Source organism: Methylomonas sp. DH-1, from assembly GCF_046097555.1.
GTDB classification, from domain to species: Bacteria; Pseudomonadota; Gammaproteobacteria; order Methylococcales; family Methylomonadaceae; genus Methylomonas; species Methylomonas koyamae.
Genome location: NZ_CP143089.1, coordinates 2573299 through 2594197, shown reverse-complemented (window position 1 = coordinate 2594197; position 20899 = coordinate 2573299). Strand labels below are relative to the sequence as shown.

General features: G+C 53.4%; 31 protein-coding genes. 10 read left to right on the top strand and 21 right to left on the bottom strand.

Annotated features, from left to right (window positions below):
* Positions 1–36: 36 nt before the first annotated feature.
* Positions 37–306, top strand: coding sequence for a BrnT family toxin (locus tag VXJ35_RS11850; RefSeq protein ID WP_082880895.1), 270 nt, complete (start codon positions 37–39; stop codon positions 304–306).
* Positions 290–592, top strand: a complete 303-nt coding sequence (locus VXJ35_RS11845; RefSeq protein ID WP_064023484.1) for a BrnA antitoxin family protein — start codon at positions 290–292, stop codon at positions 590–592. The genes VXJ35_RS11850 and VXJ35_RS11845 overlap by 17 nt, the downstream gene beginning before the upstream one ends.
* A gap of 9 nt (positions 593–601) precedes the next feature.
* Here the strand turns inward: VXJ35_RS11845 and VXJ35_RS11840 are convergent, their stop codons facing one another.
* From VXJ35_RS11840 to VXJ35_RS11795, 10 genes are all read right to left on the bottom strand, one after another.
* A complete protein-coding gene (locus VXJ35_RS11840; RefSeq protein WP_157198162.1) occupies positions 602–1039 on the bottom strand; it encodes a hypothetical protein in 438 nt (145 codons plus the stop codon).
* Positions 1040–1069: 30 nt separating this feature from the next.
* Positions 1070–1423: a hypothetical protein gene (locus VXJ35_RS11835; RefSeq protein WP_157198161.1), complete on the bottom strand. Its 354-nt coding sequence runs from the start codon at positions 1421–1423 to the stop codon at positions 1070–1072.
* A gap of 169 nt (positions 1424–1592) precedes the next feature.
* Positions 1593–2711: a zonular occludens toxin domain-containing protein gene (locus VXJ35_RS11830; RefSeq protein ID WP_082880894.1), complete on the bottom strand. Its 1119-nt coding sequence runs from the start codon at positions 2709–2711 to the stop codon at positions 1593–1595.
* Complete coding sequence (locus tag VXJ35_RS11825) at positions 2708–2995, bottom strand: DUF2523 family protein (RefSeq protein ID WP_064021704.1); 288 nt, start codon at positions 2993–2995, stop codon at positions 2708–2710. Before VXJ35_RS11825 ends, VXJ35_RS11830 begins: the two co-directional genes overlap by 4 nt.
* Complete coding sequence (locus VXJ35_RS11820; RefSeq protein ID WP_197495821.1) at positions 2992–3636, bottom strand: virulence factor TspB C-terminal domain-related protein; 645 nt, start codon at positions 3634–3636, stop codon at positions 2992–2994. The genes VXJ35_RS11825 and VXJ35_RS11820 overlap by 4 nt, the downstream gene beginning before the upstream one ends.
* Positions 3637–4606: 970 nt before the next feature.
* A complete protein-coding gene (locus VXJ35_RS11815; RefSeq protein ID WP_231914734.1) occupies positions 4607–4945 on the bottom strand; it encodes a major capsid protein in 339 nt (112 codons plus the stop codon).
* On the bottom strand, positions 4945–5247 hold the full coding sequence (locus tag VXJ35_RS11810) for a hypothetical protein (protein WP_157198159.1): 303 nt from the start codon (positions 5245–5247) through the stop codon (positions 4945–4947). Before VXJ35_RS11810 ends, VXJ35_RS11815 begins: the two co-directional genes overlap by 1 nt.
* A 52-nt stretch (positions 5248–5299) precedes the next feature.
* The gene (locus VXJ35_RS11805) at positions 5300–5530 is read right to left on the bottom strand and encodes a hypothetical protein (protein ID WP_157198158.1); all 231 of its coding nucleotides are present in this window, start codon (positions 5528–5530) and stop codon (positions 5300–5302) included.
* A complete protein-coding gene (locus VXJ35_RS11800; protein ID WP_157198157.1) occupies positions 5496–5777 on the bottom strand; it encodes a hypothetical protein in 282 nt (93 codons plus the stop codon). Before VXJ35_RS11800 ends, VXJ35_RS11805 begins: the two co-directional genes overlap by 35 nt.
* Before the next feature lie 24 nt (positions 5778–5801).
* Positions 5802–6842, bottom strand: a complete 1041-nt coding sequence (locus VXJ35_RS11795; RefSeq protein ID WP_064021699.1) for a phage/plasmid replication protein, II/X family — start codon at positions 6840–6842, stop codon at positions 5802–5804.
* Positions 6843–6955: 113 nt separating this feature from the next.
* On the opposite strand from VXJ35_RS11795, the gene VXJ35_RS11790 reads away from it, so the two are divergent.
* Positions 6956–7132: a hypothetical protein gene (locus VXJ35_RS11790; protein ID WP_064021698.1), complete on the top strand. Its 177-nt coding sequence runs from the start codon at positions 6956–6958 to the stop codon at positions 7130–7132.
* A complete protein-coding gene (locus VXJ35_RS11785) occupies positions 7129–7398 on the top strand; it encodes a hypothetical protein (RefSeq protein WP_064021697.1) in 270 nt (89 codons plus the stop codon). The genes VXJ35_RS11790 and VXJ35_RS11785 overlap by 4 nt, the downstream gene beginning before the upstream one ends.
* A gap of 639 nt (positions 7399–8037) precedes the next feature.
* On the opposite strand, the gene VXJ35_RS11780 is transcribed toward VXJ35_RS11785, so the two are convergent.
* The 8 genes from VXJ35_RS11780 to VXJ35_RS11745 all read right to left on the bottom strand — a co-directional run bounded on the left by VXJ35_RS11780 (position 8038) and on the right by VXJ35_RS11745 (position 13287).
* Complete coding sequence (locus VXJ35_RS11780; protein WP_082880894.1) at positions 8038–9156, bottom strand: zonular occludens toxin domain-containing protein; 1119 nt, start codon at positions 9154–9156, stop codon at positions 8038–8040.
* Positions 9153–9440: a DUF2523 family protein gene (locus VXJ35_RS11775; protein ID WP_064021704.1), complete on the bottom strand. Its 288-nt coding sequence runs from the start codon at positions 9438–9440 to the stop codon at positions 9153–9155. Before VXJ35_RS11775 ends, VXJ35_RS11780 begins: the two co-directional genes overlap by 4 nt.
* Positions 9437–10081 (bottom strand): virulence factor TspB C-terminal domain-related protein, encoded by a 645-nt coding sequence (locus tag VXJ35_RS11770; protein WP_197495821.1) that lies wholly within the window; start codon positions 10079–10081, stop codon positions 9437–9439. Before VXJ35_RS11770 ends, VXJ35_RS11775 begins: the two co-directional genes overlap by 4 nt.
* Before the next feature lie 970 nt (positions 10082–11051).
* A complete protein-coding gene (locus VXJ35_RS11765) occupies positions 11052–11390 on the bottom strand; it encodes a major capsid protein (RefSeq protein WP_231914734.1) in 339 nt (112 codons plus the stop codon).
* Positions 11390–11692, bottom strand: coding sequence for a hypothetical protein (locus tag VXJ35_RS11760; protein WP_157198159.1), 303 nt, complete (start codon positions 11690–11692; stop codon positions 11390–11392). The genes VXJ35_RS11765 and VXJ35_RS11760 overlap by 1 nt, the downstream gene beginning before the upstream one ends.
* A gap of 52 nt (positions 11693–11744) precedes the next feature.
* The gene (locus VXJ35_RS11755; RefSeq protein ID WP_157198158.1) at positions 11745–11975 is read right to left on the bottom strand and encodes a hypothetical protein; all 231 of its coding nucleotides are present in this window, start codon (positions 11973–11975) and stop codon (positions 11745–11747) included.
* Positions 11941–12222 (bottom strand): hypothetical protein, encoded by a 282-nt coding sequence (locus tag VXJ35_RS11750; RefSeq protein ID WP_157198157.1) that lies wholly within the window; start codon positions 12220–12222, stop codon positions 11941–11943. The genes VXJ35_RS11755 and VXJ35_RS11750 overlap by 35 nt, the downstream gene beginning before the upstream one ends.
* Positions 12223–12246: 24 nt before the next feature.
* Positions 12247–13287, bottom strand: coding sequence for a phage/plasmid replication protein, II/X family (locus VXJ35_RS11745; protein ID WP_064021699.1), 1041 nt, complete (start codon positions 13285–13287; stop codon positions 12247–12249).
* A gap of 113 nt (positions 13288–13400) precedes the next feature.
* Between VXJ35_RS11745 and VXJ35_RS11740 the strand changes: the two genes are divergently transcribed.
* The 5 genes from VXJ35_RS11740 to VXJ35_RS11720 all read left to right on the top strand — a co-directional run bounded on the left by VXJ35_RS11740 (position 13401) and on the right by VXJ35_RS11720 (position 17301).
* Positions 13401–13577, top strand: coding sequence for a hypothetical protein (locus tag VXJ35_RS11740; RefSeq protein WP_064021698.1), 177 nt, complete (start codon positions 13401–13403; stop codon positions 13575–13577).
* Positions 13574–13843, top strand: a complete 270-nt coding sequence (locus VXJ35_RS11735) for a hypothetical protein (protein WP_064021697.1) — start codon at positions 13574–13576, stop codon at positions 13841–13843. Before VXJ35_RS11740 ends, VXJ35_RS11735 begins: the two co-directional genes overlap by 4 nt.
* 688 nt (positions 13844–14531) lie before the next feature.
* Positions 14532–14765: a FeoA family protein gene (locus VXJ35_RS11730; RefSeq protein WP_054760881.1), complete on the top strand. Its 234-nt coding sequence runs from the start codon at positions 14532–14534 to the stop codon at positions 14763–14765.
* On the top strand, positions 14762–17080 hold the full coding sequence (gene feoB, locus VXJ35_RS11725; RefSeq protein ID WP_064021696.1) for a Fe(2+) transporter permease subunit FeoB: 2319 nt from the start codon (positions 14762–14764) through the stop codon (positions 17078–17080). The genes VXJ35_RS11730 and feoB overlap by 4 nt, the downstream gene beginning before the upstream one ends.
* Positions 17077–17301, top strand: coding sequence for a FeoC-like transcriptional regulator (locus VXJ35_RS11720; protein WP_054760878.1), 225 nt, complete (start codon positions 17077–17079; stop codon positions 17299–17301). Before feoB ends, VXJ35_RS11720 begins: the two co-directional genes overlap by 4 nt.
* A gap of 41 nt (positions 17302–17342) precedes the next feature.
* On the opposite strand, the gene VXJ35_RS11715 is transcribed toward VXJ35_RS11720, so the two are convergent.
* The 3 genes from VXJ35_RS11715 to VXJ35_RS11705 form a co-directional block, all read right to left on the bottom strand.
* On the bottom strand, positions 17343–17630 hold the full coding sequence (locus VXJ35_RS11715; RefSeq protein WP_054760876.1) for a hypothetical protein: 288 nt from the start codon (positions 17628–17630) through the stop codon (positions 17343–17345).
* A gap of 76 nt (positions 17631–17706) precedes the next feature.
* Positions 17707–18657 carry a YncE family protein gene (locus VXJ35_RS11710; RefSeq protein ID WP_064021695.1) on the bottom strand — a complete coding sequence of 317 codons (951 nt, stop codon included), beginning with the start codon at positions 18655–18657 and terminating at the stop codon, positions 17707–17709.
* A 62-nt stretch (positions 18658–18719) separates the two neighbouring features.
* Positions 18720–19316: an SRPBCC family protein gene (locus VXJ35_RS11705; protein WP_064021694.1), complete on the bottom strand. Its 597-nt coding sequence runs from the start codon at positions 19314–19316 to the stop codon at positions 18720–18722.
* A 123-nt stretch (positions 19317–19439) separates the two neighbouring features.
* On the opposite strand from VXJ35_RS11705, the gene sbcB reads away from it, so the two are divergent.
* The gene (sbcB, locus tag VXJ35_RS11700) at positions 19440–20879 is read left to right on the top strand and encodes an exodeoxyribonuclease I (protein WP_064021693.1); all 1440 of its coding nucleotides are present in this window, start codon (positions 19440–19442) and stop codon (positions 20877–20879) included.
* The last annotated feature ends 20 nt before the right edge of the window (positions 20880–20899 follow it).

Here is a 20899-nt window from a genome sequence, read left to right as displayed (position 1 = left end):
TCTTGCTCTGCTTAATTTTTGTATGTACAATAAATCATGCAAATTACCTTCGATCCTGAAAAAGACCGGATAAACCAACAAAAACATGGCTTATCGTTGGCGGATGCTGAAAAGCTTGAATGGTCTGAGCTGTTCTTCTGGTCCGATGATCGTTTCGACTACGGCGAACCGCGTGTTATTGGCTATGCGCCTATAGGTCAAAGGCTCTATTGTGTTGTTTATGTTGATCGTGGCGACGTTCGCCGCATTATTAGCCTGCGCAAGGCTAATCCGAGAGAGGTTAAATTTTATGCCGCAAACAATTAAGGCAAAGTCGGGTAGGGTGCTTGTCTTGCCTGATGCTGAAGAGGAAACCCAAATTAACGCGGGTATTGCTGCCGATCCTGATACCTTCGTGCCTACTGATGAACAATTTCAGCAATTCCGGCGCGTTTCTCCTGGTCGGCCTCCGCTTGAAACGCCTAAAGAGCTTATTTCCATAAGGCTTTCGCCTGATGTCCTTAACGCCTTCCGTGCGACGGGTAAAGGCTGGCAAACTAAAATTGATGCCGCGCTTAAACAATGGCTTCAAGATCATCCCGAATTATCGTAACGCGTTACGCTAAAACGAAAGCCTCATTTTCCGGTGGCGCCGTTCCCGTCTGCGTTGCCTGATGCGCTGCACCGTTACCAGCGCGGCCTTGATTATGCCTAGTGGCGTGTAAATCCTTTCCATTTCGAATTCTAGCGCGCGCTTTTCTGCTATGGCTTTATCCGCCTCCAATAAAAACTCGGCGCTGAAGTGTTTCCGGTTCTTGTAAGAGAGTAGGCCGCGGGTAAAAATCCAACCCTCCCAACCTTCAACCCTGACGCGCTTTTGATCCCACAATAACAGGTAACGCTCTGCAAGCTCGTTGCCGTGCTCGTCCCATTCCTCTATTGTTTCCACCGAAACGCCTAAAATATCGGCGGCTTTCTTCTGGTTAATCATTAACTTAGACCATCGGGCATGGTAAAACCCGCTTTTCGGTCGGCGTCCTCTTTTTTTCGTTTTCTCCATCACACGTTCCTTAACCTTCAGGATCAGTTGTTAAGCGGGTTCGCAAACCTTTGCCCGTGTCTGCCTGTGATACCAGCAAATTTTTCCTGCGCTCTTGATGTAATCCCATTTCGACCGGTGTTCATTTGGCGGGTAGTCTGTGTCGGTATTTCCCTTTTGCTGTAATACTGGTGTTTTTGTCGGGTTGGTGTTGATCGTTGTGAATCGTGGTCTTGATGTTGCCGGTTGTCCTTGTTGTGGCAGCATGCTTAATACCGCGTTGTTCATGTTGCTCAAGCTCTTAAGCGCGTTTTCAAAAAAACTGGTGTACACCGTGTATTCGATTGCGCCGGCTATCGTTATAGCTACTAATCCGCCTAATGCCTTTGCTGTTGATTTCTTCATTCTCGTTGCTCCGTTCGAAGTTCTTCCTAGTTTTAGACCATCATCCCGCGTGTTGTTGGTACTGGTTCGCATTTCCGATAACGATATATTATTTTACATAATAACCATTATGCGAAATCATGGGGAGAGAGTCTGTCCGGAGTTTCGTAACGCTAAGAACGAGGATAAATTAGCCAGGAACCAAAGCGCGGGACGATTCGGCCCTTACACCCCCGCCGGTCCCCGTGCCGGCTACGCCGGCCCGCGTCCCATCGGGTCTGTAAGGGTCGAATCTACCGTAACGAATGAATGCCCGGCATTGATCCGGACTAACAATGTAAGGCGTGGCTTGTTGGGTGTAACACCGGCAGCCTTCCGGCTGCTTGCGATCGACAACACAACCGGACAAGCGCGGAAAAGACACCGGCTTAGCCAAATCGGCAAAGGCCGGCGCCGATTCCGGCACGTTGGGGAGCTTGGGGGTGTAATCGAATTTAGCCAGGCTATCAGATTGCGGCGGAGATTGATCGCTAGGAAAATGCCGGCCGGCCGAAGATTCGGTAGAGTTTCGTAACGCTAAGAAGTCATTCGGCAGGGATTCGGTCGGCGCCGAGGCTTGGGCCGTGCCGGCCGGTGCGGTAATGTCGGAAAAACGAAAGTACAACCGACCGAACAGAAAGACCAAAGCGACAATACAAGCCGCGAACAAGTACAACTGCGGCGGCATCTTCCGAATGGGCTTAGTGTGCAGCTGGCTGGACTGGTACAGCGGGAAAACATGCTTGGGCAAGGAATACGAGCTTTTAACGGCTTCGGACTTATTGGCCAGGCTGACGGAGGCTTCAGGCCATTCCCACATAGTCCGCCCCTTCCAGGAGCTGACCAAGTGAACATGTCGACCAACCAGGTTACGCAAATTGGAGTCAACCAACATCGGATGCTGAGTCGTCACAAAGAAGTCAAGCCCGCGGTGGCGGTGGGTCTCATACGCCGCCACGCAATCCGGCACTTTCGAGCCGGAAGCACGCGGCCGGTGAATGTGCTGGACTTCATCCCACCACAACACGGCACCCTTGGGTGCCCAGGTGTGCCAGTCATCGGCGGAGCGGATCCGCTTGTACACATCAAGCGGCAGCTTGGGACAGACCAGGCACGAAGGCGAATTGCATTTAACCAGCCGGTGCGGAATGGTCAGACCGCTAACGCCATGCACGAACAAGGGCCGTTTCTGAGCCAGTAAAGTCAACATCAACGTCAAAGTGTAAGCACTTTTGCCCGTGCCAGGCATACCGGTAACAAGGGTAATCATGACAGCTTGCCCAAACGCGGCAACGCAGCGACCGATACCCGAGCCACCAAGGCGGCGGCGGTAATGCCGATGGAATCCGTAAAACCGGCGAGCGAGGCCAACTGATAAGCAGCGGCCGGAAGCGAGTTCCAGGCCGACCAAGTAGCAGTAACCACCGATTGAACAGCAGTGGCAAGGCCGGCATACGTTAACCAACCGATACCGAGAGCAGCAAGCACCCTACCCGGCAAGCTAGACGACAACAAAACGAACAAATTGAACAGCGCAGAAATAATCGTGGTCATGCGTCAACCCTCACAGATCCGGAAACGATAAAAGCAGCAGCAAGGAAAGCCATAGCCAGGACAACGGGACGAATGCCGCTGGCAAAGTCGCAGGCGGGCTGCCAGGACCAGGCCAACACCTTGCCACCGGTCAAAGTGCGGGTGTAATCGGCGGGACAAGAACCGGCAACAGACGACGGCAAAGAAAGATTGACGTTCAACGGCTGAGACGTGACAGAAGGCGCGGAATCGGAAGGATTGGAACCCAACGAAGCACAAGCGGCAATTTCAGGGTGAAGCTGGCACAAGTCAGATTGTTGTTGCGGCTGCTGTGTCGTGGACGTGCCGGCGTTCTCTGTCGTGGTAGTTACTGCATCCGTGCCGGTAGTGTTGTTGTGGGCGGTCTTGGTAGTGGTGGTGGTCGTTTGCCAATCGACACCGATATCGCCGACGGTAGAGCCGCGCGGACTGGGCGTGGCTGTGGTTTGCTCGGTGCGGGTGGTGGTCGTGGTGGAGCCGTCAGGATTTGGCGTGGTTTCGATGGCGACAACTTCGGCCGGCCCGGTAACTGGGCTAGCAGATACGGTCGCGGCTTGGGTTTTAGGCATGACTTCGGCGCCAAAATCGATATTACCGGCCTTGTGTGAAAGTATGTCGTTCATTTGGGCTACAAATAAATCGTGGCTCGGCGTCGTTGAATTCTGTATAGCAGTCTGCAACTCAGATTGAGTAGGCGTGGCGGTAGTCGTAGGAGTCACAGTAGTGGCGCACTGGCCTCTTGAGTAGTCAGGTACAGCGGGCGCGGTGCACTGCAAAGAGGACTTATCCATAAAACCGTTTGACAAAGCGCAACCACCCGTAGCGGACTTTGTGGCCATGCGAGTGCCATCGTAGCTGCACCACGATGACACATAGGTGTTATAGGTCTGAATAGCAGCGAAGCAAGAACCGACCGACATAACGCCGAGACTGCTACCGCCAGTTAGCCAACATGTGCCAGTGCTAGTTGCATCGCTGTATGTAGTCGTCGGTGTTCCGGTTGTAGTAACGGTGCCATCATCATTCATTGAAATGGCGGCGGAAACGGCAGCAAATAAAGCCATTGAAGCAAGACCACCAGGCGAGGCACCTCGCAGGATTTTCGCGGCACTACTGGCGAGCGTTGCGCGAGGAACCGTAGTGGATATGGTGGCAGATAACGAGTTAGAAGCGCCGAGACTGCTTAGCAGTGAGGCTGTAACGCCTTTGGATACTTGGGCGCCGGTGGCATTGCTCACCGCCGTGAAACCGGACCACCACGACGCGGAACCGGTGTTAATCGTAGCCGGCGACACAGAGACGCCAGCGAAAGAGGACGGGCTAAGGACTAGGCAAAAAAAAATAATCGAATCATGACACTATGACCCCCACACTGCCGACGATGGCGATAAAAACCGCCCAGTAAACTAGATCAGGCATTTAGACCCCCTTCCCCATTTGTTTGAACAACCAGGCCGCAAGCAGACAAGCCGCGACTCCCCAAGAGATTTCGACCACGTCGGCAACCGTCAAAGCGGATTCAATCGGCGTCGAGGTGGTACAAGTCAAAGTAACAGGCATAAAAAAAAGGGGCGGCGAACCGCCCCACCCCCATTAGGCGCCGCGTTTCATGTACTTAAACACGACGATAGCGATCACGATAATGAGACCAGCGGCGGCGACGGTTTTAACGTCGGTAAGACCATCGGACATAGCGGTCGTCACGTTCTCAGGCACGGCGGCAACGGCGGAGCCGACACCGACAGCGGTTACACCGGCAACCTTAGCGACCAGAGAAGAACCAAAACGGCGGATTTGTTTGAACAGTTTCATAACGATAACTCCAAGTAAAAAGCCCTCGCGGGCGGGTTTATGAAATGGTGAATACATCACCGGTTCAGGCCGAACGATCAGCGAATAGCCGCCGTCCGGCGTGAATTTGGGGAACTCCATTAGGCGGCCGGCTTAACGCCAACAATGATCGTTACACCGCCCTCGCCCATCGAAGTATCAACATCAATCGGGACCGGAAGACCCTTAAACTTGCCAACGAACTGAGCTTGCAAGGCGTCAAAACAGTTATCGCCAACATTAAGCTCAATAGTGCTCAAACCAGCGCCGTTGCTCTGAAAGTTGGCGGACTGGCGGCCTGTAAAAGGGACCAGGACATTAGCGCGCGGCATGGAAAACGGATTACCGGTCTTGGAAGAGACGCCGGAATTTTTAAAGACGGAAGAGAAAATCATGGTTGGCATAAGTCACCTAATAGGCCGCTAAACGGAAAAGGAAAAAACCAAGCGGCGGCATTCACTTGGAAACAGAAAAACCGGAAGGACGGACGGGGCCGAAGAGATCGTCCAGGAAGGCAATATCTTCACGAATACGGCGACGAGCAATAAACGCGGCTTGAGATTCGACTTGACGATATACAGCCGGCAAACCAACCAAGGGCGAATCGGCGCCCGCAGAATATTGACCGAACAGAATGCAATGCTTTTCATCGTCAGTCAGCGAACAGCGAAGATTGCTTATATCCATTCGGGGAGCCGTCAGGGGCGAGAACACCGGCGCCGGCAGAAACAAGAACAAAACCATTCTTACCGTTACGAAACCCAGGCACATCAGAAAACATCAATTCGCGAAGCTGGCGGGAAACGCGTTGACGTTCGCCACCGTTCTTACGCAAGCGATAGGCGGCCTGACGGTGAGCAGAACAGCAATAGTCAGGAATGCGACCGGTGAACATGTTGTTATCGAATTCGCAGTGGCAATATTGGCAAATCATCGGATCGTCCAGGGATTCGTAACGTTAAGCCGCAATCAAGTTGCGTTCGTAGGCCCAGGCAGGCACGCCAACGGGCTTGGCTTCGATAACGCGGATCAGCGGGACCACGTTGTTATGCTCGGGCGCCAGGTGCATCGAGTTGATGTCGATACCGTATTGAAGCAAGGCAGAGCGATGGCGGTAAAACGTCGGCTTAGCGAGCAAGCCGCGAACATCGGCGCCCTGGCGCCAAAGCTGGTACGTGGCTTGGAGCCAGCGAGGCATTTTCAAAAGTTGTTCATCGATCAGGGTGGCTTGTGTAGTCATGTCGATTTTCCCCAGGTAAGCAGTAAACAGAGAATCAATAATGTCGGGGGTTACGTGGTAGCCGTGAGTAATGCCGTGCCGTTCTTCAAGTTCTTTACCGAAAAGGCGAAGCTCGGCACGGAGCTTTCCTTCTATCCAGGTTTCAAGGCCGAGGCCTTGCAGGTGTAGCGGGAGTTGGTGGGTTTTACCGCGTGCGAACATCTCGCGGAATTTGTTGTAAAACTTGAACGCCCACCTCTTGGACGACTTACCGAGATACACGGTGCCTTTATCGCGGGAGCTGCGGCCGTGCCGGCTGCGGGCGCGCATTTCGGCGGCATGTAACCAGGCTTCGACGCTGGCATCGTTACCGATGTCGTAGAGCTGGTTAATATCCAGCATCTTGACCCGGTAATCGCCTTTCTTGATCTTGGCTTTCGCCAGGTCAACACCAGCCCGTTCGCCGAAATGGTCTTGATACACCTCGACCACTTTCTTAAACGACAGCAACAGCAAGCGATTCAAATCCCGCGAACCGAACACGTTGTGACCCTGCAAGAACTTGGAAAGGTTGCCATCGATCAGCAAGGTGGTCGCCCTGCCCTGATCGTCCAGATGGCCGCCGCTTTTGACCTTCAAACTGGTTTCGTGACTAGATCGGACCTGAATCGATTTGACGCAATCCCAACCGATAGAACCGTCCGGTTCAATAGACAACACACGACCAGCCGGAAGGGGGTCGTGTAGGAAGTCAATTTCACCGCGAAACCAATCGATCATAAAAATCTAAGTTCTAAGAAACGAGTGATTTTTTACATTCTTAGAAATTAGAAGTCAAGCATTGAGGAATAAGAAAGGAAAATATTAGAACCAAAGAACGGAGAATTAGAGCAATGCCAAGCAAACACATCGACGACAAAACATGGCGAAAAATACAAGACCTAACCGTTAAAACAGTGATCGCCACGCAAAAGCCAATTAAAGAAACCGAGGTCTTGGCTTACGTGATCCAAAGAGGCCTAGAAGAGGTAAACGTTGAAGAGCTAAAAACTCTAGCGAAAGACAAATGAAGCCTAAAGAAAAGGATTGGTACAAAAAGCTAATAAAAGATAAGAAAAAGCAGAAAAGGAAAGACCCTGTAACAGAGGCGATATACAACCCGAAGGAATTCAGAAGAGACAGGAAAAAAAGAAAAGGTTGGGAAGGCGAAGCGCAACACAGAACAAAAAAAGAGAAAGTAAGCTTCGGAGAATTCTTAGGGAAAACAATAGCGCTAATAGGGGTGCTATGGTTCATCGTGAAGGTAGCGATAGACTTCAAAAAGTCTCATCCGTGAGACAAAAGGACAGTACTACTTACCCCTGTCCTTCGGAATCGGTGATTTGTTGAGAATGAATCGCAATTGAAAACCGAGAAAATCAACGTCAACAGCCTGCGCGCTACGCTTGCCCCTTCGCTACGCTACGGGATGGAGTACCGGATTGTGCATGCGGCCTGCGGCGAACCCCTAACAACTTCTAAAAACGGGAAAAAGCACCCGTTTTAAGAATTTGTAAGGGTACTGCCTGAGGCCGCGTGCACAATCCGGTTTGTTCTTGACGGCCTTCAGCCGGACCCTGCCGGGGGCCTCTCGCCGAGGGGCAACCCCCGCCCCCATGGGGGGCGGGGCGTTGCAGAGCTTACTAGGGGGGGCCGATCAAGGGGCGCTTCGCTCGAATCAAAAACAATCACGAAACCCACTTCGCAAGCTACGCGGGGCCCTCGAGATTCTTTTTAATTCGCCCTTGACGGGGAAAGCTGGCTAGAAAAAGAGAAATAAAAACAAAGACTTCGCATAATGAAGCCTATGCAAAAAAGCCCGCCTGGCTCTGCGATTTTCCAGGCGGGCTTTTCTACATAAGCTTCAACCCACATTATGCGAAATCATGGGGAGAGAGTCTGTCCGGAGTTTCGTAACGCTAAGAACGAGGATAAATTAGCCAGGAACCAAAGCGCGGGACGATTCGGCCCTTACACCCCCGCCGGTCCCCGTGCCGGCTACGCCGGCCCGCGTCCCATCGGGTCTGTAAGGGTCGAATCTACCGTAACGAATGAATGCCCGGCATTGATCCGGACTAACAATGTAAGGCGTGGCTTGTTGGGTGTAACACCGGCAGCCTTCCGGCTGCTTGCGATCGACAACACAACCGGACAAGCGCGGAAAAGACACCGGCTTAGCCAAATCGGCAAAGGCCGGCGCCGATTCCGGCACGTTGGGGAGCTTGGGGGTGTAATCGAATTTAGCCAGGCTATCAGATTGCGGCGGAGATTGATCGCTAGGAAAATGCCGGCCGGCCGAAGATTCGGTAGAGTTTCGTAACGCTAAGAAGTCATTCGGCAGGGATTCGGTCGGCGCCGAGGCTTGGGCCGTGCCGGCCGGTGCGGTAATGTCGGAAAAACGAAAGTACAACCGACCGAACAGAAAGACCAAAGCGACAATACAAGCCGCGAACAAGTACAACTGCGGCGGCATCTTCCGAATGGGCTTAGTGTGCAGCTGGCTGGACTGGTACAGCGGGAAAACATGCTTGGGCAAGGAATACGAGCTTTTAACGGCTTCGGACTTATTGGCCAGGCTGACGGAGGCTTCAGGCCATTCCCACATAGTCCGCCCCTTCCAGGAGCTGACCAAGTGAACATGTCGACCAACCAGGTTACGCAAATTGGAGTCAACCAACATCGGATGCTGAGTCGTCACAAAGAAGTCAAGCCCGCGGTGGCGGTGGGTCTCATACGCCGCCACGCAATCCGGCACTTTCGAGCCGGAAGCACGCGGCCGGTGAATGTGCTGGACTTCATCCCACCACAACACGGCACCCTTGGGTGCCCAGGTGTGCCAGTCATCGGCGGAGCGGATCCGCTTGTACACATCAAGCGGCAGCTTGGGACAGACCAGGCACGAAGGCGAATTGCATTTAACCAGCCGGTGCGGAATGGTCAGACCGCTAACGCCATGCACGAACAAGGGCCGTTTCTGAGCCAGTAAAGTCAACATCAACGTCAAAGTGTAAGCACTTTTGCCCGTGCCAGGCATACCGGTAACAAGGGTAATCATGACAGCTTGCCCAAACGCGGCAACGCAGCGACCGATACCCGAGCCACCAAGGCGGCGGCGGTAATGCCGATGGAATCCGTAAAACCGGCGAGCGAGGCCAACTGATAAGCAGCGGCCGGAAGCGAGTTCCAGGCCGACCAAGTAGCAGTAACCACCGATTGAACAGCAGTGGCAAGGCCGGCATACGTTAACCAACCGATACCGAGAGCAGCAAGCACCCTACCCGGCAAGCTAGACGACAACAAAACGAACAAATTGAACAGCGCAGAAATAATCGTGGTCATGCGTCAACCCTCACAGATCCGGAAACGATAAAAGCAGCAGCAAGGAAAGCCATAGCCAGGACAACGGGACGAATGCCGCTGGCAAAGTCGCAGGCGGGCTGCCAGGACCAGGCCAACACCTTGCCACCGGTCAAAGTGCGGGTGTAATCGGCGGGACAAGAACCGGCAACAGACGACGGCAAAGAAAGATTGACGTTCAACGGCTGAGACGTGACAGAAGGCGCGGAATCGGAAGGATTGGAACCCAACGAAGCACAAGCGGCAATTTCAGGGTGAAGCTGGCACAAGTCAGATTGTTGTTGCGGCTGCTGTGTCGTGGACGTGCCGGCGTTCTCTGTCGTGGTAGTTACTGCATCCGTGCCGGTAGTGTTGTTGTGGGCGGTCTTGGTAGTGGTGGTGGTCGTTTGCCAATCGACACCGATATCGCCGACGGTAGAGCCGCGCGGACTGGGCGTGGCTGTGGTTTGCTCGGTGCGGGTGGTGGTCGTGGTGGAGCCGTCAGGATTTGGCGTGGTTTCGATGGCGACAACTTCGGCCGGCCCGGTAACTGGGCTAGCAGATACGGTCGCGGCTTGGGTTTTAGGCATGACTTCGGCGCCAAAATCGATATTACCGGCCTTGTGTGAAAGTATGTCGTTCATTTGGGCTACAAATAAATCGTGGCTCGGCGTCGTTGAATTCTGTATAGCAGTCTGCAACTCAGATTGAGTAGGCGTGGCGGTAGTCGTAGGAGTCACAGTAGTGGCGCACTGGCCTCTTGAGTAGTCAGGTACAGCGGGCGCGGTGCACTGCAAAGAGGACTTATCCATAAAACCGTTTGACAAAGCGCAACCACCCGTAGCGGACTTTGTGGCCATGCGAGTGCCATCGTAGCTGCACCACGATGACACATAGGTGTTATAGGTCTGAATAGCAGCGAAGCAAGAACCGACCGACATAACGCCGAGACTGCTACCGCCAGTTAGCCAACATGTGCCAGTGCTAGTTGCATCGCTGTATGTAGTCGTCGGTGTTCCGGTTGTAGTAACGGTGCCATCATCATTCATTGAAATGGCGGCGGAAACGGCAGCAAATAAAGCCATTGAAGCAAGACCACCAGGCGAGGCACCTCGCAGGATTTTCGCGGCACTACTGGCGAGCGTTGCGCGAGGAACCGTAGTGGATATGGTGGCAGATAACGAGTTAGAAGCGCCGAGACTGCTTAGCAGTGAGGCTGTAACGCCTTTGGATACTTGGGCGCCGGTGGCATTGCTCACCGCCGTGAAACCGGACCACCACGACGCGGAACCGGTGTTAATCGTAGCCGGCGACACAGAGACGCCAGCGAAAGAGGACGGGCTAAGGACTAGGCAAAAAAAAATAATCGAATCATGACACTATGACCCCCACACTGCCGACGATGGCGATAAAAACCGCCCAGTAAACTAGATCAGGCATTTAGACCCCCTTCCCCATTTGTTTGAACAACCAGGCCGCAAGCAGACAAGCCGCGACTCCCCAAGAGATTTCGACCACGTCGGCAACCGTCAAAGCGGATTCAATCGGCGTCGAGGTGGTACAAGTCAAAGTAACAGGCATAAAAAAAAGGGGCGGCGAACCGCCCCACCCCCATTAGGCGCCGCGTTTCATGTACTTAAACACGACGATAGCGATCACGATAATGAGACCAGCGGCGGCGACGGTTTTAACGTCGGTAAGACCATCGGACATAGCGGTCGTCACGTTCTCAGGCACGGCGGCAACGGCGGAGCCGACACCGACAGCGGTTACACCGGCAACCTTAGCGACCAGAGAAGAACCAAAACGGCGGATTTGTTTGAACAGTTTCATAACGATAACTCCAAGTAAAAAGCCCTCGCGGGCGGGTTTATGAAATGGTGAATACATCACCGGTTCAGGCCGAACGATCAGCGAATAGCCGCCGTCCGGCGTGAATTTGGGGAACTCCATTAGGCGGCCGGCTTAACGCCAACAATGATCGTTACACCGCCCTCGCCCATCGAAGTATCAACATCAATCGGGACCGGAAGACCCTTAAACTTGCCAACGAACTGAGCTTGCAAGGCGTCAAAACAGTTATCGCCAACATTAAGCTCAATAGTGCTCAAACCAGCGCCGTTGCTCTGAAAGTTGGCGGACTGGCGGCCTGTAAAAGGGACCAGGACATTAGCGCGCGGCATGGAAAACGGATTACCGGTCTTGGAAGAGACGCCGGAATTTTTAAAGACGGAAGAGAAAATCATGGTTGGCATAAGTCACCTAATAGGCCGCTAAACGGAAAAGGAAAAAACCAAGCGGCGGCATTCACTTGGAAACAGAAAAACCGGAAGGACGGACGGGGCCGAAGAGATCGTCCAGGAAGGCAATATCTTCACGAATACGGCGACGAGCAATAAACGCGGCTTGAGATTCGACTTGACGATATACAGCCGGCAAACCAACCAAGGGCGAATCGGCGCCCGCAGAATATTGACCGAACAGAATGCAATGCTTTTCATCGTCAGTCAGCGAACAGCGAAGATTGCTTATATCCATTCGGGGAGCCGTCAGGGGCGAGAACACCGGCGCCGGCAGAAACAAGAACAAAACCATTCTTACCGTTACGAAACCCAGGCACATCAGAAAACATCAATTCGCGAAGCTGGCGGGAAACGCGTTGACGTTCGCCACCGTTCTTACGCAAGCGATAGGCGGCCTGACGGTGAGCAGAACAGCAATAGTCAGGAATGCGACCGGTGAACATGTTGTTATCGAATTCGCAGTGGCAATATTGGCAAATCATCGGATCGTCCAGGGATTCGTAACGTTAAGCCGCAATCAAGTTGCGTTCGTAGGCCCAGGCAGGCACGCCAACGGGCTTGGCTTCGATAACGCGGATCAGCGGGACCACGTTGTTATGCTCGGGCGCCAGGTGCATCGAGTTGATGTCGATACCGTATTGAAGCAAGGCAGAGCGATGGCGGTAAAACGTCGGCTTAGCGAGCAAGCCGCGAACATCGGCGCCCTGGCGCCAAAGCTGGTACGTGGCTTGGAGCCAGCGAGGCATTTTCAAAAGTTGTTCATCGATCAGGGTGGCTTGTGTAGTCATGTCGATTTTCCCCAGGTAAGCAGTAAACAGAGAATCAATAATGTCGGGGGTTACGTGGTAGCCGTGAGTAATGCCGTGCCGTTCTTCAAGTTCTTTACCGAAAAGGCGAAGCTCGGCACGGAGCTTTCCTTCTATCCAGGTTTCAAGGCCGAGGCCTTGCAGGTGTAGCGGGAGTTGGTGGGTTTTACCGCGTGCGAACATCTCGCGGAATTTGTTGTAAAACTTGAACGCCCACCTCTTGGACGACTTACCGAGATACACGGTGCCTTTATCGCGGGAGCTGCGGCCGTGCCGGCTGCGGGCGCGCATTTCGGCGGCATGTAACCAGGCTTCGACGCTGGCATCGTTACCGATGTCGTAGAGCTGGTTAATATCCAGCATCTTGACCCGGTAATCGCCTTTCTTGATCTTGGCTTTCGCCAGGTCAACACCAGCCCGTTCGCCGAAATGGTCTTGATACACCTCGACCACTTTCTTAAACGACAGCAACAGCAAGCGATTCAAATCCCGCGAACCGAACACGTTGTGACCCTGCAAGAACTTGGAAAGGTTGCCATCGATCAGCAAGGTGGTCGCCCTGCCCTGATCGTCCAGATGGCCGCCGCTTTTGACCTTCAAACTGGTTTCGTGACTAGATCGGACCTGAATCGATTTGACGCAATCCCAACCGATAGAACCGTCCGGTTCAATAGACAACACACGACCAGCCGGAAGGGGGTCGTGTAGGAAGTCAATTTCACCGCGAAACCAATCGATCATAAAAATCTAAGTTCTAAGAAACGAGTGATTTTTTACATTCTTAGAAATTAGAAGTCAAGCATTGAGGAATAAGAAAGGAAAATATTAGAACCAAAGAACGGAGAATTAGAGCAATGCCAAGCAAACACATCGACGACAAAACATGGCGAAAAATACAAGACCTAACCGTTAAAACAGTGATCGCCACGCAAAAGCCAATTAAAGAAACCGAGGTCTTGGCTTACGTGATCCAAAGAGGCCTAGAAGAGGTAAACGTTGAAGAGCTAAAAACTCTAGCGAAAGACAAATGAAGCCTAAAGAAAAGGATTGGTACAAAAAGCTAATAAAAGATAAGAAAAAGCAGAAAAGGAAAGACCCTGTAACAGAGGCGATATACAACCCGAAGGAATTCAGAAGAGACAGGAAAAAAAGAAAAGGTTGGGAAGGCGAAGCGCAACACAGAACAAAAAAAGAGAAAGTAAGCTTCGGAGAATTCTTAGGGAAAACAATAGCGCTAATAGGGGTGCTATGGTTCATCGTGAAGGTAGCGATAGACTTCAAAAAGTCTCATCCGTGAGACAAAAGGACAGTACTACTTACCCCTGTCCTTCGGAATCGGTGATTTGTTGAGAATGAATCGCAATTGAAAACCGAGAAAATCAACGTCAACAGCCTGCGCGCTACGCTTGCCCCTTCGCTACGCTACGGGATGGAGTACCGGATTGTGCATGCGGCCTGCGGCGAACCCCTAACAACTTCTAAAAACGGGAAAAAGCACCCGTTTTAAGAATTTGTAAGGGTACTGCCTGAGGCCGCGTGCACAATCCGGTTTGTTCTTGACGGCCTTCAGCCGGACCCTGCCGGGGGCCTCTCGCCGAGGGGCAACCCCCGCCCCCATGGGGGGCGGGGCGTTGCAGAGCTTACTAGGGGGGGCCGATCAAGGGGCGCTTCGCTCGAATCAAAAACAATCACGAAACCCACTTCGCAAGCTACGCGGGGCCCTCGAGATTCTTTTTAATTCGCCCTTGACGGGGAAAGCTGGCTAGAAAAAGAGAAATAAAAACAAAGACTTCGCATAATGAAGCCTATGCAAAAAAGCCCGCCTGGCTCTGCGATTTTCCAGGCGGGCTTTTCTACATAAGCTTCAACCCACATTATGCGAAATATTGTTCGCTCTGACATGCTTTGCATAACGCAAATTTGCCGTACCGATTTGTCAATATGTTATAGTGCTTATTAATGAGAACAATTATTAATTAGCCTACATGCAGACAAACTTTAAAGCATTGGCGGCTGGCGATACCGGCCGCATCGTAGGGTTCGATCAATCCGGTGGGGTTTATCGGAAAAAGCTGTTGGCGATGGGCTTGACGCCCGGTACCGAGTTTACCGTTACGCGTTTTGCGCCGATGGGCGATCCGGTTGAAATCAAGATTCGCGGCTTTTCCTTGTCGCTCCGCAAAAACGAAGCGTCGGTGCTGCTCGTAGAAAAAGTATGAGTACCGCAGTATTTACCGTTGGCGTGGTCGGCAACCCCAATTGCGGCAAAACCACGTTATTTAACGCGCTGACCGGCTCCAAACAACATGTCGGCAACTGGCCGGGGGTTACGGTCGAACAAAAGACCGGCGAATATTTTCATAAAGGTAAACAGATCGACGTTGTCGATTTGCCCGGCACTTACTCGCTGGAAGCCGACGACGACAGTATTTCGTTGGACGAAAAAGTTGCCCGAGATTACGTGGCCTCGCGCCAAGCCGACCTAATCGTCAACATAGTCGATGCTTCTAACATCGAACGCAATCTCTATCTGACCTCGCAATTGCTCGAAATGCGAGTCCCGATGATACTGGTCCTGAATATGATGGATGCCGTAAAAAAGCGCGGCATCCGCATCGATACCGAATTATTGGCGAAGCAATTGGCTTGCCCGGTCGTGCCGGTAACCGCTGCGACCGGACAAGGTATCAAGGATTTGCTTGAAGTCATCAGCAAAGCGTGCCTCGACAAACCGATTCCCCAACTCCAAGTTGCCTATCAAGCCGAAATCGAAGCGGCCGTAGCTGAGCTTGAGCCGCTATTATCGGACATTTCCGAACGCAGCCGCTGCGATAGCCGTTGGCTGGCTTTGCGCTTGTTGGAAAACGATACCTTGGCCAAACAGGTCGCCGGCCCCGAACTCAGCGAAACAGCCAGTCGTTTGCGCCGCCAAATCGAAGATCAGACTGGCGACGAGATCGACATTCTGGCCGCCGACGCCCGCTACGGACTGGTCAACCGTTTGGTGCAAGCCTCGGTCTGCAAATTAAACGAGGTGTCGCGTAACACCACCGATAAAATCGACGCCATCGTGCTTAACCGCTTTCTAGGCATCCCAATATTCCTGCTGGTGATGTACGCGATGTTCATGTTTACGATCAACGTTGGCAGCGCCTTCGTAGATTTTTTCGATAAGGCTGTCGGCGCATTACTGGTGGACGGCTTTAGCCAATGGCTGACTGCAATGGGCTGGCCGGATTGGCTGGTGGTGCTTACCAGTAGCGGCATCGGCGGCGGCATACAAGTCGTATCCACTTTCATTCCGATCGTCGGCTTTTTGTTTATATTCTTGTCCATGTTGGAAGATTCGGGATACATGTCGCGCGCTGCGTTCGTAATGGACCGCTTCATGTGCATGATCGGTCTGCCGGGTAAATCTTTCGTGCCGATGATTGTCGGCTTCGGTTGTAACGTCCCTGCCATCATCGCCACGCGCACGTTGGACAACCAACGCGACCGGATTCTGACCAATATGATGAATCCGTTCATGTCCTGCGGTGCCCGCCTGCCGGTGTATGCCCTGTTCGCCGCGGCATTCTTTCCGGTCGGCGGCCAAAATTTGGTGTTCGGCCTGTATCTGTTCGGAATTGTCGTCGCAGTATTGACCGGCCTGATCATGCGCTACACCTTGCTGCGCGGCTCCCCTACTCCTTTTTTGATGGAATTGCCCGCCTACCACTTACCAACGCTGCGCGGGGTTTACTTGAAAACCTGGGAGCGTTTGAAGACCTTCATCGTCAATGCCGGCAAAGTCATCGTGCCGATGGTATTGGTATTGAACGTGCTGAATTCGGTCGGAACCGACGGCAGCTTCGGTCAAGAAAACAGCGACAAATCGGTGCTCAGCGAAATCGGCCGGCAACTGACGCCGGCCTTTCAACCCATGGGCATCGCCCGCGATAATTGGCCGGCTACCGTCGGCATCTTTACCGGCGTACTCGCCAAGGAAGCGGTAGTTGGCACGCTGGACGCGCTGTATAGCCAGATGGCCGCCAGCGATGCCGCAACGGATGAAAAGAACTTCGATTTATCCGCGGCGCTGTTGGAAGCTTGCCAAACCGTGCCGGACAATCTGATCGCGATCGCCGACAAGTTACTCGACCCGCTGGGCCTCGGTATCGCCGCAGTAGGCGACCAAGCCAGCGCCGCGGAAAAGCAGCAAGTCAAATTGGATACGTTTGCCGTCATGCAGGCACATTTCGATGGCCGGGTCGGCGCTTTTGCCTATCTGCTGTTTATTCTGCTCTACGCGCCGTGCGTTGCCGCGACGGCGGCCATCTATAAGGAAACCAGCGGCGGTTGGGCCTTCTTCGTGGTGTGCTGGACCACATTCCTCGCTTACCTGACCGCGACGTTGTTCTACCAAGGCATGACTTTCAATCGGCATCCGCAAACGGCGTTAGTCTGGATTTCCGGCTTGACGCTGCTGTTTGCCTGCGTGCTGCTGGTGTTGCGCCATTACGGCGCCCGCCAAATTCGGAGTGTAACATCATGATATTGTCGGACTTACGCGGCTATTTGCAAGACAAACGCCGGGTTACGCTGCAAGATCTGGTATTGCATTTTCATATGGACGCCGACGCCTTGAGAGGAATGTTGGGCAAATGGATCAGCAAGGGCAAGGTTAAGCAAAGCGCGGCCGGCAGTGCTTGCGGTAGCGGCGGTTGCTGCAAATGCGACCCGCTGCTGACCGAAATCTATGAATGGGTGGATTAAAGCGTTAGCGGGCGCTAATCCCCGCTAAGCGGAAGGCCCACTTACTTGTCTGCTAACCAACCTTGCAAGGCCTCGATCAGCTCCTGAGCCTGTTTTTCGCTGGAGATGTTGAATTTGGATTTTTGTTGGTATTCGCCGTTGCGCTTTTGGTAGCGGCGGATGCTAAAACGGTCCTGGCTGTACTGGTTTTTTGCCGGTTCCCAATCCTGGTAACGGAAAATCACGGTGGCCCAAGCGCCCTTACTCAGGATTTTCTTGTCCAATTCCTTGACGGTTTCGATGCCGCCGTCTTCGTAACGAATAGTTAAATCTTCGACGTTTTCAGTCATAGTGTTCTCAACGAGTTTTAAAGCCGGCGCGCAGTCTACCACCGGAGCGGTGCCGCCTGCAAAATACGGGCGGATATTAACGCGCGATGAACTCGCCGAAGGCGCGACTGCCCTCCCCCGTGTTGATGGTATCGACCACCTTTAAGGTATTGGCGTCGATCACCGAGACGTTGTTATCGAACCAATTGGCGACGTAAATATGCCGGTCGTCCGGATGGGCACTGATACCTTCCGGCTTGTCGCCGACCGGAATCACCGCCGTTTGTTTCAAGGTGGCGGTATCGACTACCGACACGGTGCTGTCGTCCTGGTTAGTGACGAACAATAAACCGTCGTTGTTGGCCAGTGCCACCGCGTAAGGCCGAGCGCCGACTTTAATAGTTGCCAGCCGTTTCAGACTGCGCGCATCCAACACCGTGACGTCGTCGCTTTCCACATTCGCCGAATACAGGCGCTTGCCTTGGCTATCCACCGTAATGCCGAACGGATGCGCGCCGACTTTGGTGGTGTTGCGGATCGCCAATTTGCGTAAATCGATTTGGGAAATGGAATCGTCGATTCGGTTGGCGACGTAAAGCCAGCGATTGTCCGGACTGACGGTCATGCCCGAAGGCGACTTACCCACGGTAATGGTTTTCAAGCGGGCGAAATCCTTGCTGTCGAACACGGCCACCGAATTTTCGTACCAATCGGCGACGAAAATTTGTTGGCCTTTGCGGTCGGTGGTGATGCCCAAAGATGCGCCGCCAACTTTGACGTTACGCAGTTTAGTCAGTTTGTCGCTGTCCAACACCGCAAAACCGCCGCCTTCCGGGGTGCTGACGTAAATTTGTTTCAATACCGGGTTTATCGCCACACCGGCCGGTTTGCCTTCGACTTTGATCGTTTCGATGACGCGATGGTTTTGGGTGTCGATCACCGAGACCGAATTGTCCAGTTGGTTGGTGATAAATGCGCGCGGATTGGCGTAAACCGGAAGCGCGACGATGGCAAATAAATAAACAGCCTTAAACCTGAGTCGGGACATGAAAGAATTCGGGGCGGGAGAGAAAAGGTTCCCGGCACAAGGCCGGGAACGGATAAAACCGATTAACGTTTGATATCGATTTCGACGTGTGCGGCAGCGGAGCCGGCTTTTTTAGCCAGGGCTTCCAGGCCGGTTTTCAACACGTCGCTGACCGCTTTGTCGGCGGCTTCTTCGTTCAATTCCGCCGGCGGGTTATTGTTGACGTAAGCGCGGTAGTAAGTGGCAACCCACTCGATTTCGGTTTTGCCGCCTTTATCGCTGACCTGCAATTCGGCCGCATAGTTGCCGACCGGCAATACCGGCAACGGCTCGTCCTGGCCGGCGTGTTTGATGGTGCCGGTGTTGCTCATTTCGGTGATTTTATATTTGTAGCTCATTTTAGCGGCATCGTAGGCTTTCAATTCCTCGGTGATGGTGCCGCCGTTAGCCAAAGTCAGAGTGCGCACCGCGCCTTTATCGTTACTACCGCTGCCTTTAACGCTTTTGATGCCGGGATGCCAGGACATGTCGTCGTAGTTTTTGATCAAATCCCATACCTTTGCCGCGGGAGCGTCGACGGTCACGGTAGCGGTCATTTTCGCTCTGACGGGACCGTGCGCATTGGCTAAGCCGGTGAACAGCAGCAAAACGGATGAAACGAGCAGCGAGGTTTTTTTCATAACACTTTCCTATGAAGGTCACATAAAATGGAGCGGGCGATTATAGAATAATTTTCCGCCGCCAGTATCCGCAAAAGCGCGTTTGCGGAAATTTTCCCGGCCTCCATCCTGCCCATTCCGTTCATGACCGCAACTACCTTTTTCTGGCACGACTACGAAACGTTCGGCGCCGATCCGCAGCGGGACCGGCCGTGCCAGTTTGCCGGGATTCGCACCGATACCGACTTCAACGTCGTCGGCAAACCGACGATGCTGTACTGCCGTCCCGCCGACGATTACCTGCCGCATCCGGAAGCTTGCCTGATCACCGGTATCACGCCGCAACTGGCGATGGCGCAAGGCGTATGCGAAGCGGAGTTCGCCAAAACCGTATTCGACGCATTGGCCGAGCCCGGCACCTGCGGCGTCGGCTATAACAGCATCCGCTTCGACGACGAAGTTACCCGCAACCTGCTCTACCGCAACTTCTTCGATCCCTACGCCAGAGAATGGCAAAACGGCAATTCGCGCTGGGATCTAATCGACGTGGTTCGGGCCGCCCGAGCCTTGCGTCCGGAAGGAATCGTCTGGCCCGACAAGGAAGACGGCCTCCCCAGTTTCCGTCTGGAAGACTTGACCCAAGCCAACGGCTTGCTGCACGCCGCAGCCCACGACGCTTTATCGGACGTCTACGCCACAATCGCCATTGCCAAGCTGGTCAAACAAAAACAACCAAAACTGTTCGAATACCTATTTAACCAGCGCCACAAGAGTCAGGTGTTAAAGCTACTGCAATTGGGCAGTTTCACGCCGTTGGTGCACATATCGGGACGTTTGCCATCGCGCAACCATTGCTTGGCGGTGGTGTTGCCGCTAGCGCCGCATCCGGCCAATGCCAACGAAGTTATCGTTTACGATCTGGCAAACGATCCGCATGCTTTGTTGGAATTGTCCGCCGAGGAGATTCGGCAACGCTTGTTCGTTGCCACCGATGCGTTGCCGGCAGGCGTGGAGCGGATTCCTTTGAAAACGGTACATATCAACAAATGCCCGGTGCTGGCGCCGATTTCGGTATTGAAGCCGGCAGACCTGGAGCGTTTGCAGCTCGATTTGACCGTCCATTACCGGCATTTGCAACAAATCCAGGCGGCTCCGGCCCTGGATGCCAAACTAGCCGAGGTTTTCAGCCGGCGCTACGACGACACGCCGCCGAGCGACCCGGACCTGATGATCTACAGCGGCGGCTTTTTCAGCCAGAACGACAAGGCTTTGTGCTACCGGCTGAGACAAACCGACGCCGATAGCCTGGCCGATTTCGAATCCGAATTCGAAGATTGGCGCCTGCCGGAAATGCTGTTTCGCTACCGGGCCAGAAATTACCCGGGCACGCTGAGCGAGGCGGAAGCGCAGCAATGGTCGGCGTTTTGCCGCGGCCGGCTGGCAACGGAGACAACCGGCTTTACCGATTTGGCGCAGTTTCGGGCCAAAATTTCCGCATTGAAAACCAGCCACGGCCAAGACAATCCGATTTTAGCCGCGCTAACGGCTTATGCCGACCAGTTGACCGCAAAACACCATGTCTAAGACCGGCTTATGCCGTATAA

Bases quoted from the DNA above. Each gene is read 5' to 3' on its own strand.
- VXJ35_RS11745 (WP_064021699.1), bottom strand. From the start codon at position 13,287: ATGATCGATTGGTTTCGCGGTGAAATTGACTTCCTACACGACCCCCTT.
- VXJ35_RS11720 (WP_054760878.1), top strand. From the start codon at position 17,077: ATGATATTGTCGGACTTACGCGGCTATTTGCAAGACAAACGCCGGGTT.
- VXJ35_RS11850 (WP_082880895.1), top strand. From the start codon at position 37: ATGCAAATTACCTTCGATCCTGAAAAAGACCGGATAAACCAACAAAAA.
- VXJ35_RS11735 (WP_064021697.1), top strand. From the start codon at position 13,574: ATGAAGCCTAAAGAAAAGGATTGGTACAAAAAGCTAATAAAAGATAAG.
- VXJ35_RS11830 (WP_082880894.1), bottom strand. From the start codon at position 2,711: ATGATTACCCTTGTTACCGGTATGCCTGGCACGGGCAAAAGTGCTTAC.
- VXJ35_RS11760 (WP_157198159.1), bottom strand. From the start codon at position 11,692: ATGCCAACCATGATTTTCTCTTCCGTCTTTAAAAATTCCGGCGTCTCT.
- VXJ35_RS11785 (WP_064021697.1), top strand. From the start codon at position 7,129: ATGAAGCCTAAAGAAAAGGATTGGTACAAAAAGCTAATAAAAGATAAG.
- VXJ35_RS11845 (WP_064023484.1), top strand. From the start codon at position 290: ATGCCGCAAACAATTAAGGCAAAGTCGGGTAGGGTGCTTGTCTTGCCT.
- VXJ35_RS11795 (WP_064021699.1), bottom strand. From the start codon at position 6,842: ATGATCGATTGGTTTCGCGGTGAAATTGACTTCCTACACGACCCCCTT.
- VXJ35_RS11815 (WP_231914734.1), bottom strand. From the start codon at position 4,945: ATGGAGTTCCCCAAATTCACGCCGGACGGCGGCTATTCGCTGATCGTT.
- VXJ35_RS11730 (WP_054760881.1), top strand. From the start codon at position 14,532: ATGCAGACAAACTTTAAAGCATTGGCGGCTGGCGATACCGGCCGCATC.
- VXJ35_RS11840 (WP_157198162.1), bottom strand. From the start codon at position 1,039: ATGGAGAAAACGAAAAAAAGAGGACGCCGACCGAAAAGCGGGTTTTAC.
- sbcB (WP_064021693.1), top strand. From the start codon at position 19,440: ATGACCGCAACTACCTTTTTCTGGCACGACTACGAAACGTTCGGCGCC.
- VXJ35_RS11705 (WP_064021694.1), bottom strand. From the start codon at position 19,316: ATGAAAAAAACCTCGCTGCTCGTTTCATCCGTTTTGCTGCTGTTCACC.
- VXJ35_RS11775 (WP_064021704.1), bottom strand. From the start codon at position 9,440: ATGACCACGATTATTTCTGCGCTGTTCAATTTGTTCGTTTTGTTGTCG.
- VXJ35_RS11780 (WP_082880894.1), bottom strand. From the start codon at position 9,156: ATGATTACCCTTGTTACCGGTATGCCTGGCACGGGCAAAAGTGCTTAC.
- VXJ35_RS11765 (WP_231914734.1), bottom strand. From the start codon at position 11,390: ATGGAGTTCCCCAAATTCACGCCGGACGGCGGCTATTCGCTGATCGTT.
- VXJ35_RS11805 (WP_157198158.1), bottom strand. From the start codon at position 5,530: ATGGATATAAGCAATCTTCGCTGTTCGCTGACTGACGATGAAAAGCAT.
- VXJ35_RS11790 (WP_064021698.1), top strand. From the start codon at position 6,956: ATGCCAAGCAAACACATCGACGACAAAACATGGCGAAAAATACAAGAC.
- VXJ35_RS11770 (WP_197495821.1), bottom strand. From the start codon at position 10,081: ATGAACGACATACTTTCACACAAGGCCGGTAATATCGATTTTGGCGCC.
- VXJ35_RS11825 (WP_064021704.1), bottom strand. From the start codon at position 2,995: ATGACCACGATTATTTCTGCGCTGTTCAATTTGTTCGTTTTGTTGTCG.
- VXJ35_RS11710 (WP_064021695.1), bottom strand. From the start codon at position 18,657: ATGTCCCGACTCAGGTTTAAGGCTGTTTATTTATTTGCCATCGTCGCG.
- VXJ35_RS11715 (WP_054760876.1), bottom strand. From the start codon at position 17,630: ATGACTGAAAACGTCGAAGATTTAACTATTCGTTACGAAGACGGCGGC.
- VXJ35_RS11820 (WP_197495821.1), bottom strand. From the start codon at position 3,636: ATGAACGACATACTTTCACACAAGGCCGGTAATATCGATTTTGGCGCC.
- VXJ35_RS11750 (WP_157198157.1), bottom strand. From the start codon at position 12,222: ATGATTTGCCAATATTGCCACTGCGAATTCGATAACAACATGTTCACC.
- VXJ35_RS11740 (WP_064021698.1), top strand. From the start codon at position 13,401: ATGCCAAGCAAACACATCGACGACAAAACATGGCGAAAAATACAAGAC.
- VXJ35_RS11810 (WP_157198159.1), bottom strand. From the start codon at position 5,247: ATGCCAACCATGATTTTCTCTTCCGTCTTTAAAAATTCCGGCGTCTCT.
- feoB (WP_064021696.1), top strand. From the start codon at position 14,762: ATGAGTACCGCAGTATTTACCGTTGGCGTGGTCGGCAACCCCAATTGC.
- VXJ35_RS11800 (WP_157198157.1), bottom strand. From the start codon at position 5,777: ATGATTTGCCAATATTGCCACTGCGAATTCGATAACAACATGTTCACC.
- VXJ35_RS11755 (WP_157198158.1), bottom strand. From the start codon at position 11,975: ATGGATATAAGCAATCTTCGCTGTTCGCTGACTGACGATGAAAAGCAT.
- VXJ35_RS11835 (WP_157198161.1), bottom strand. From the start codon at position 1,423: ATGAAGAAATCAACAGCAAAGGCATTAGGCGGATTAGTAGCTATAACG.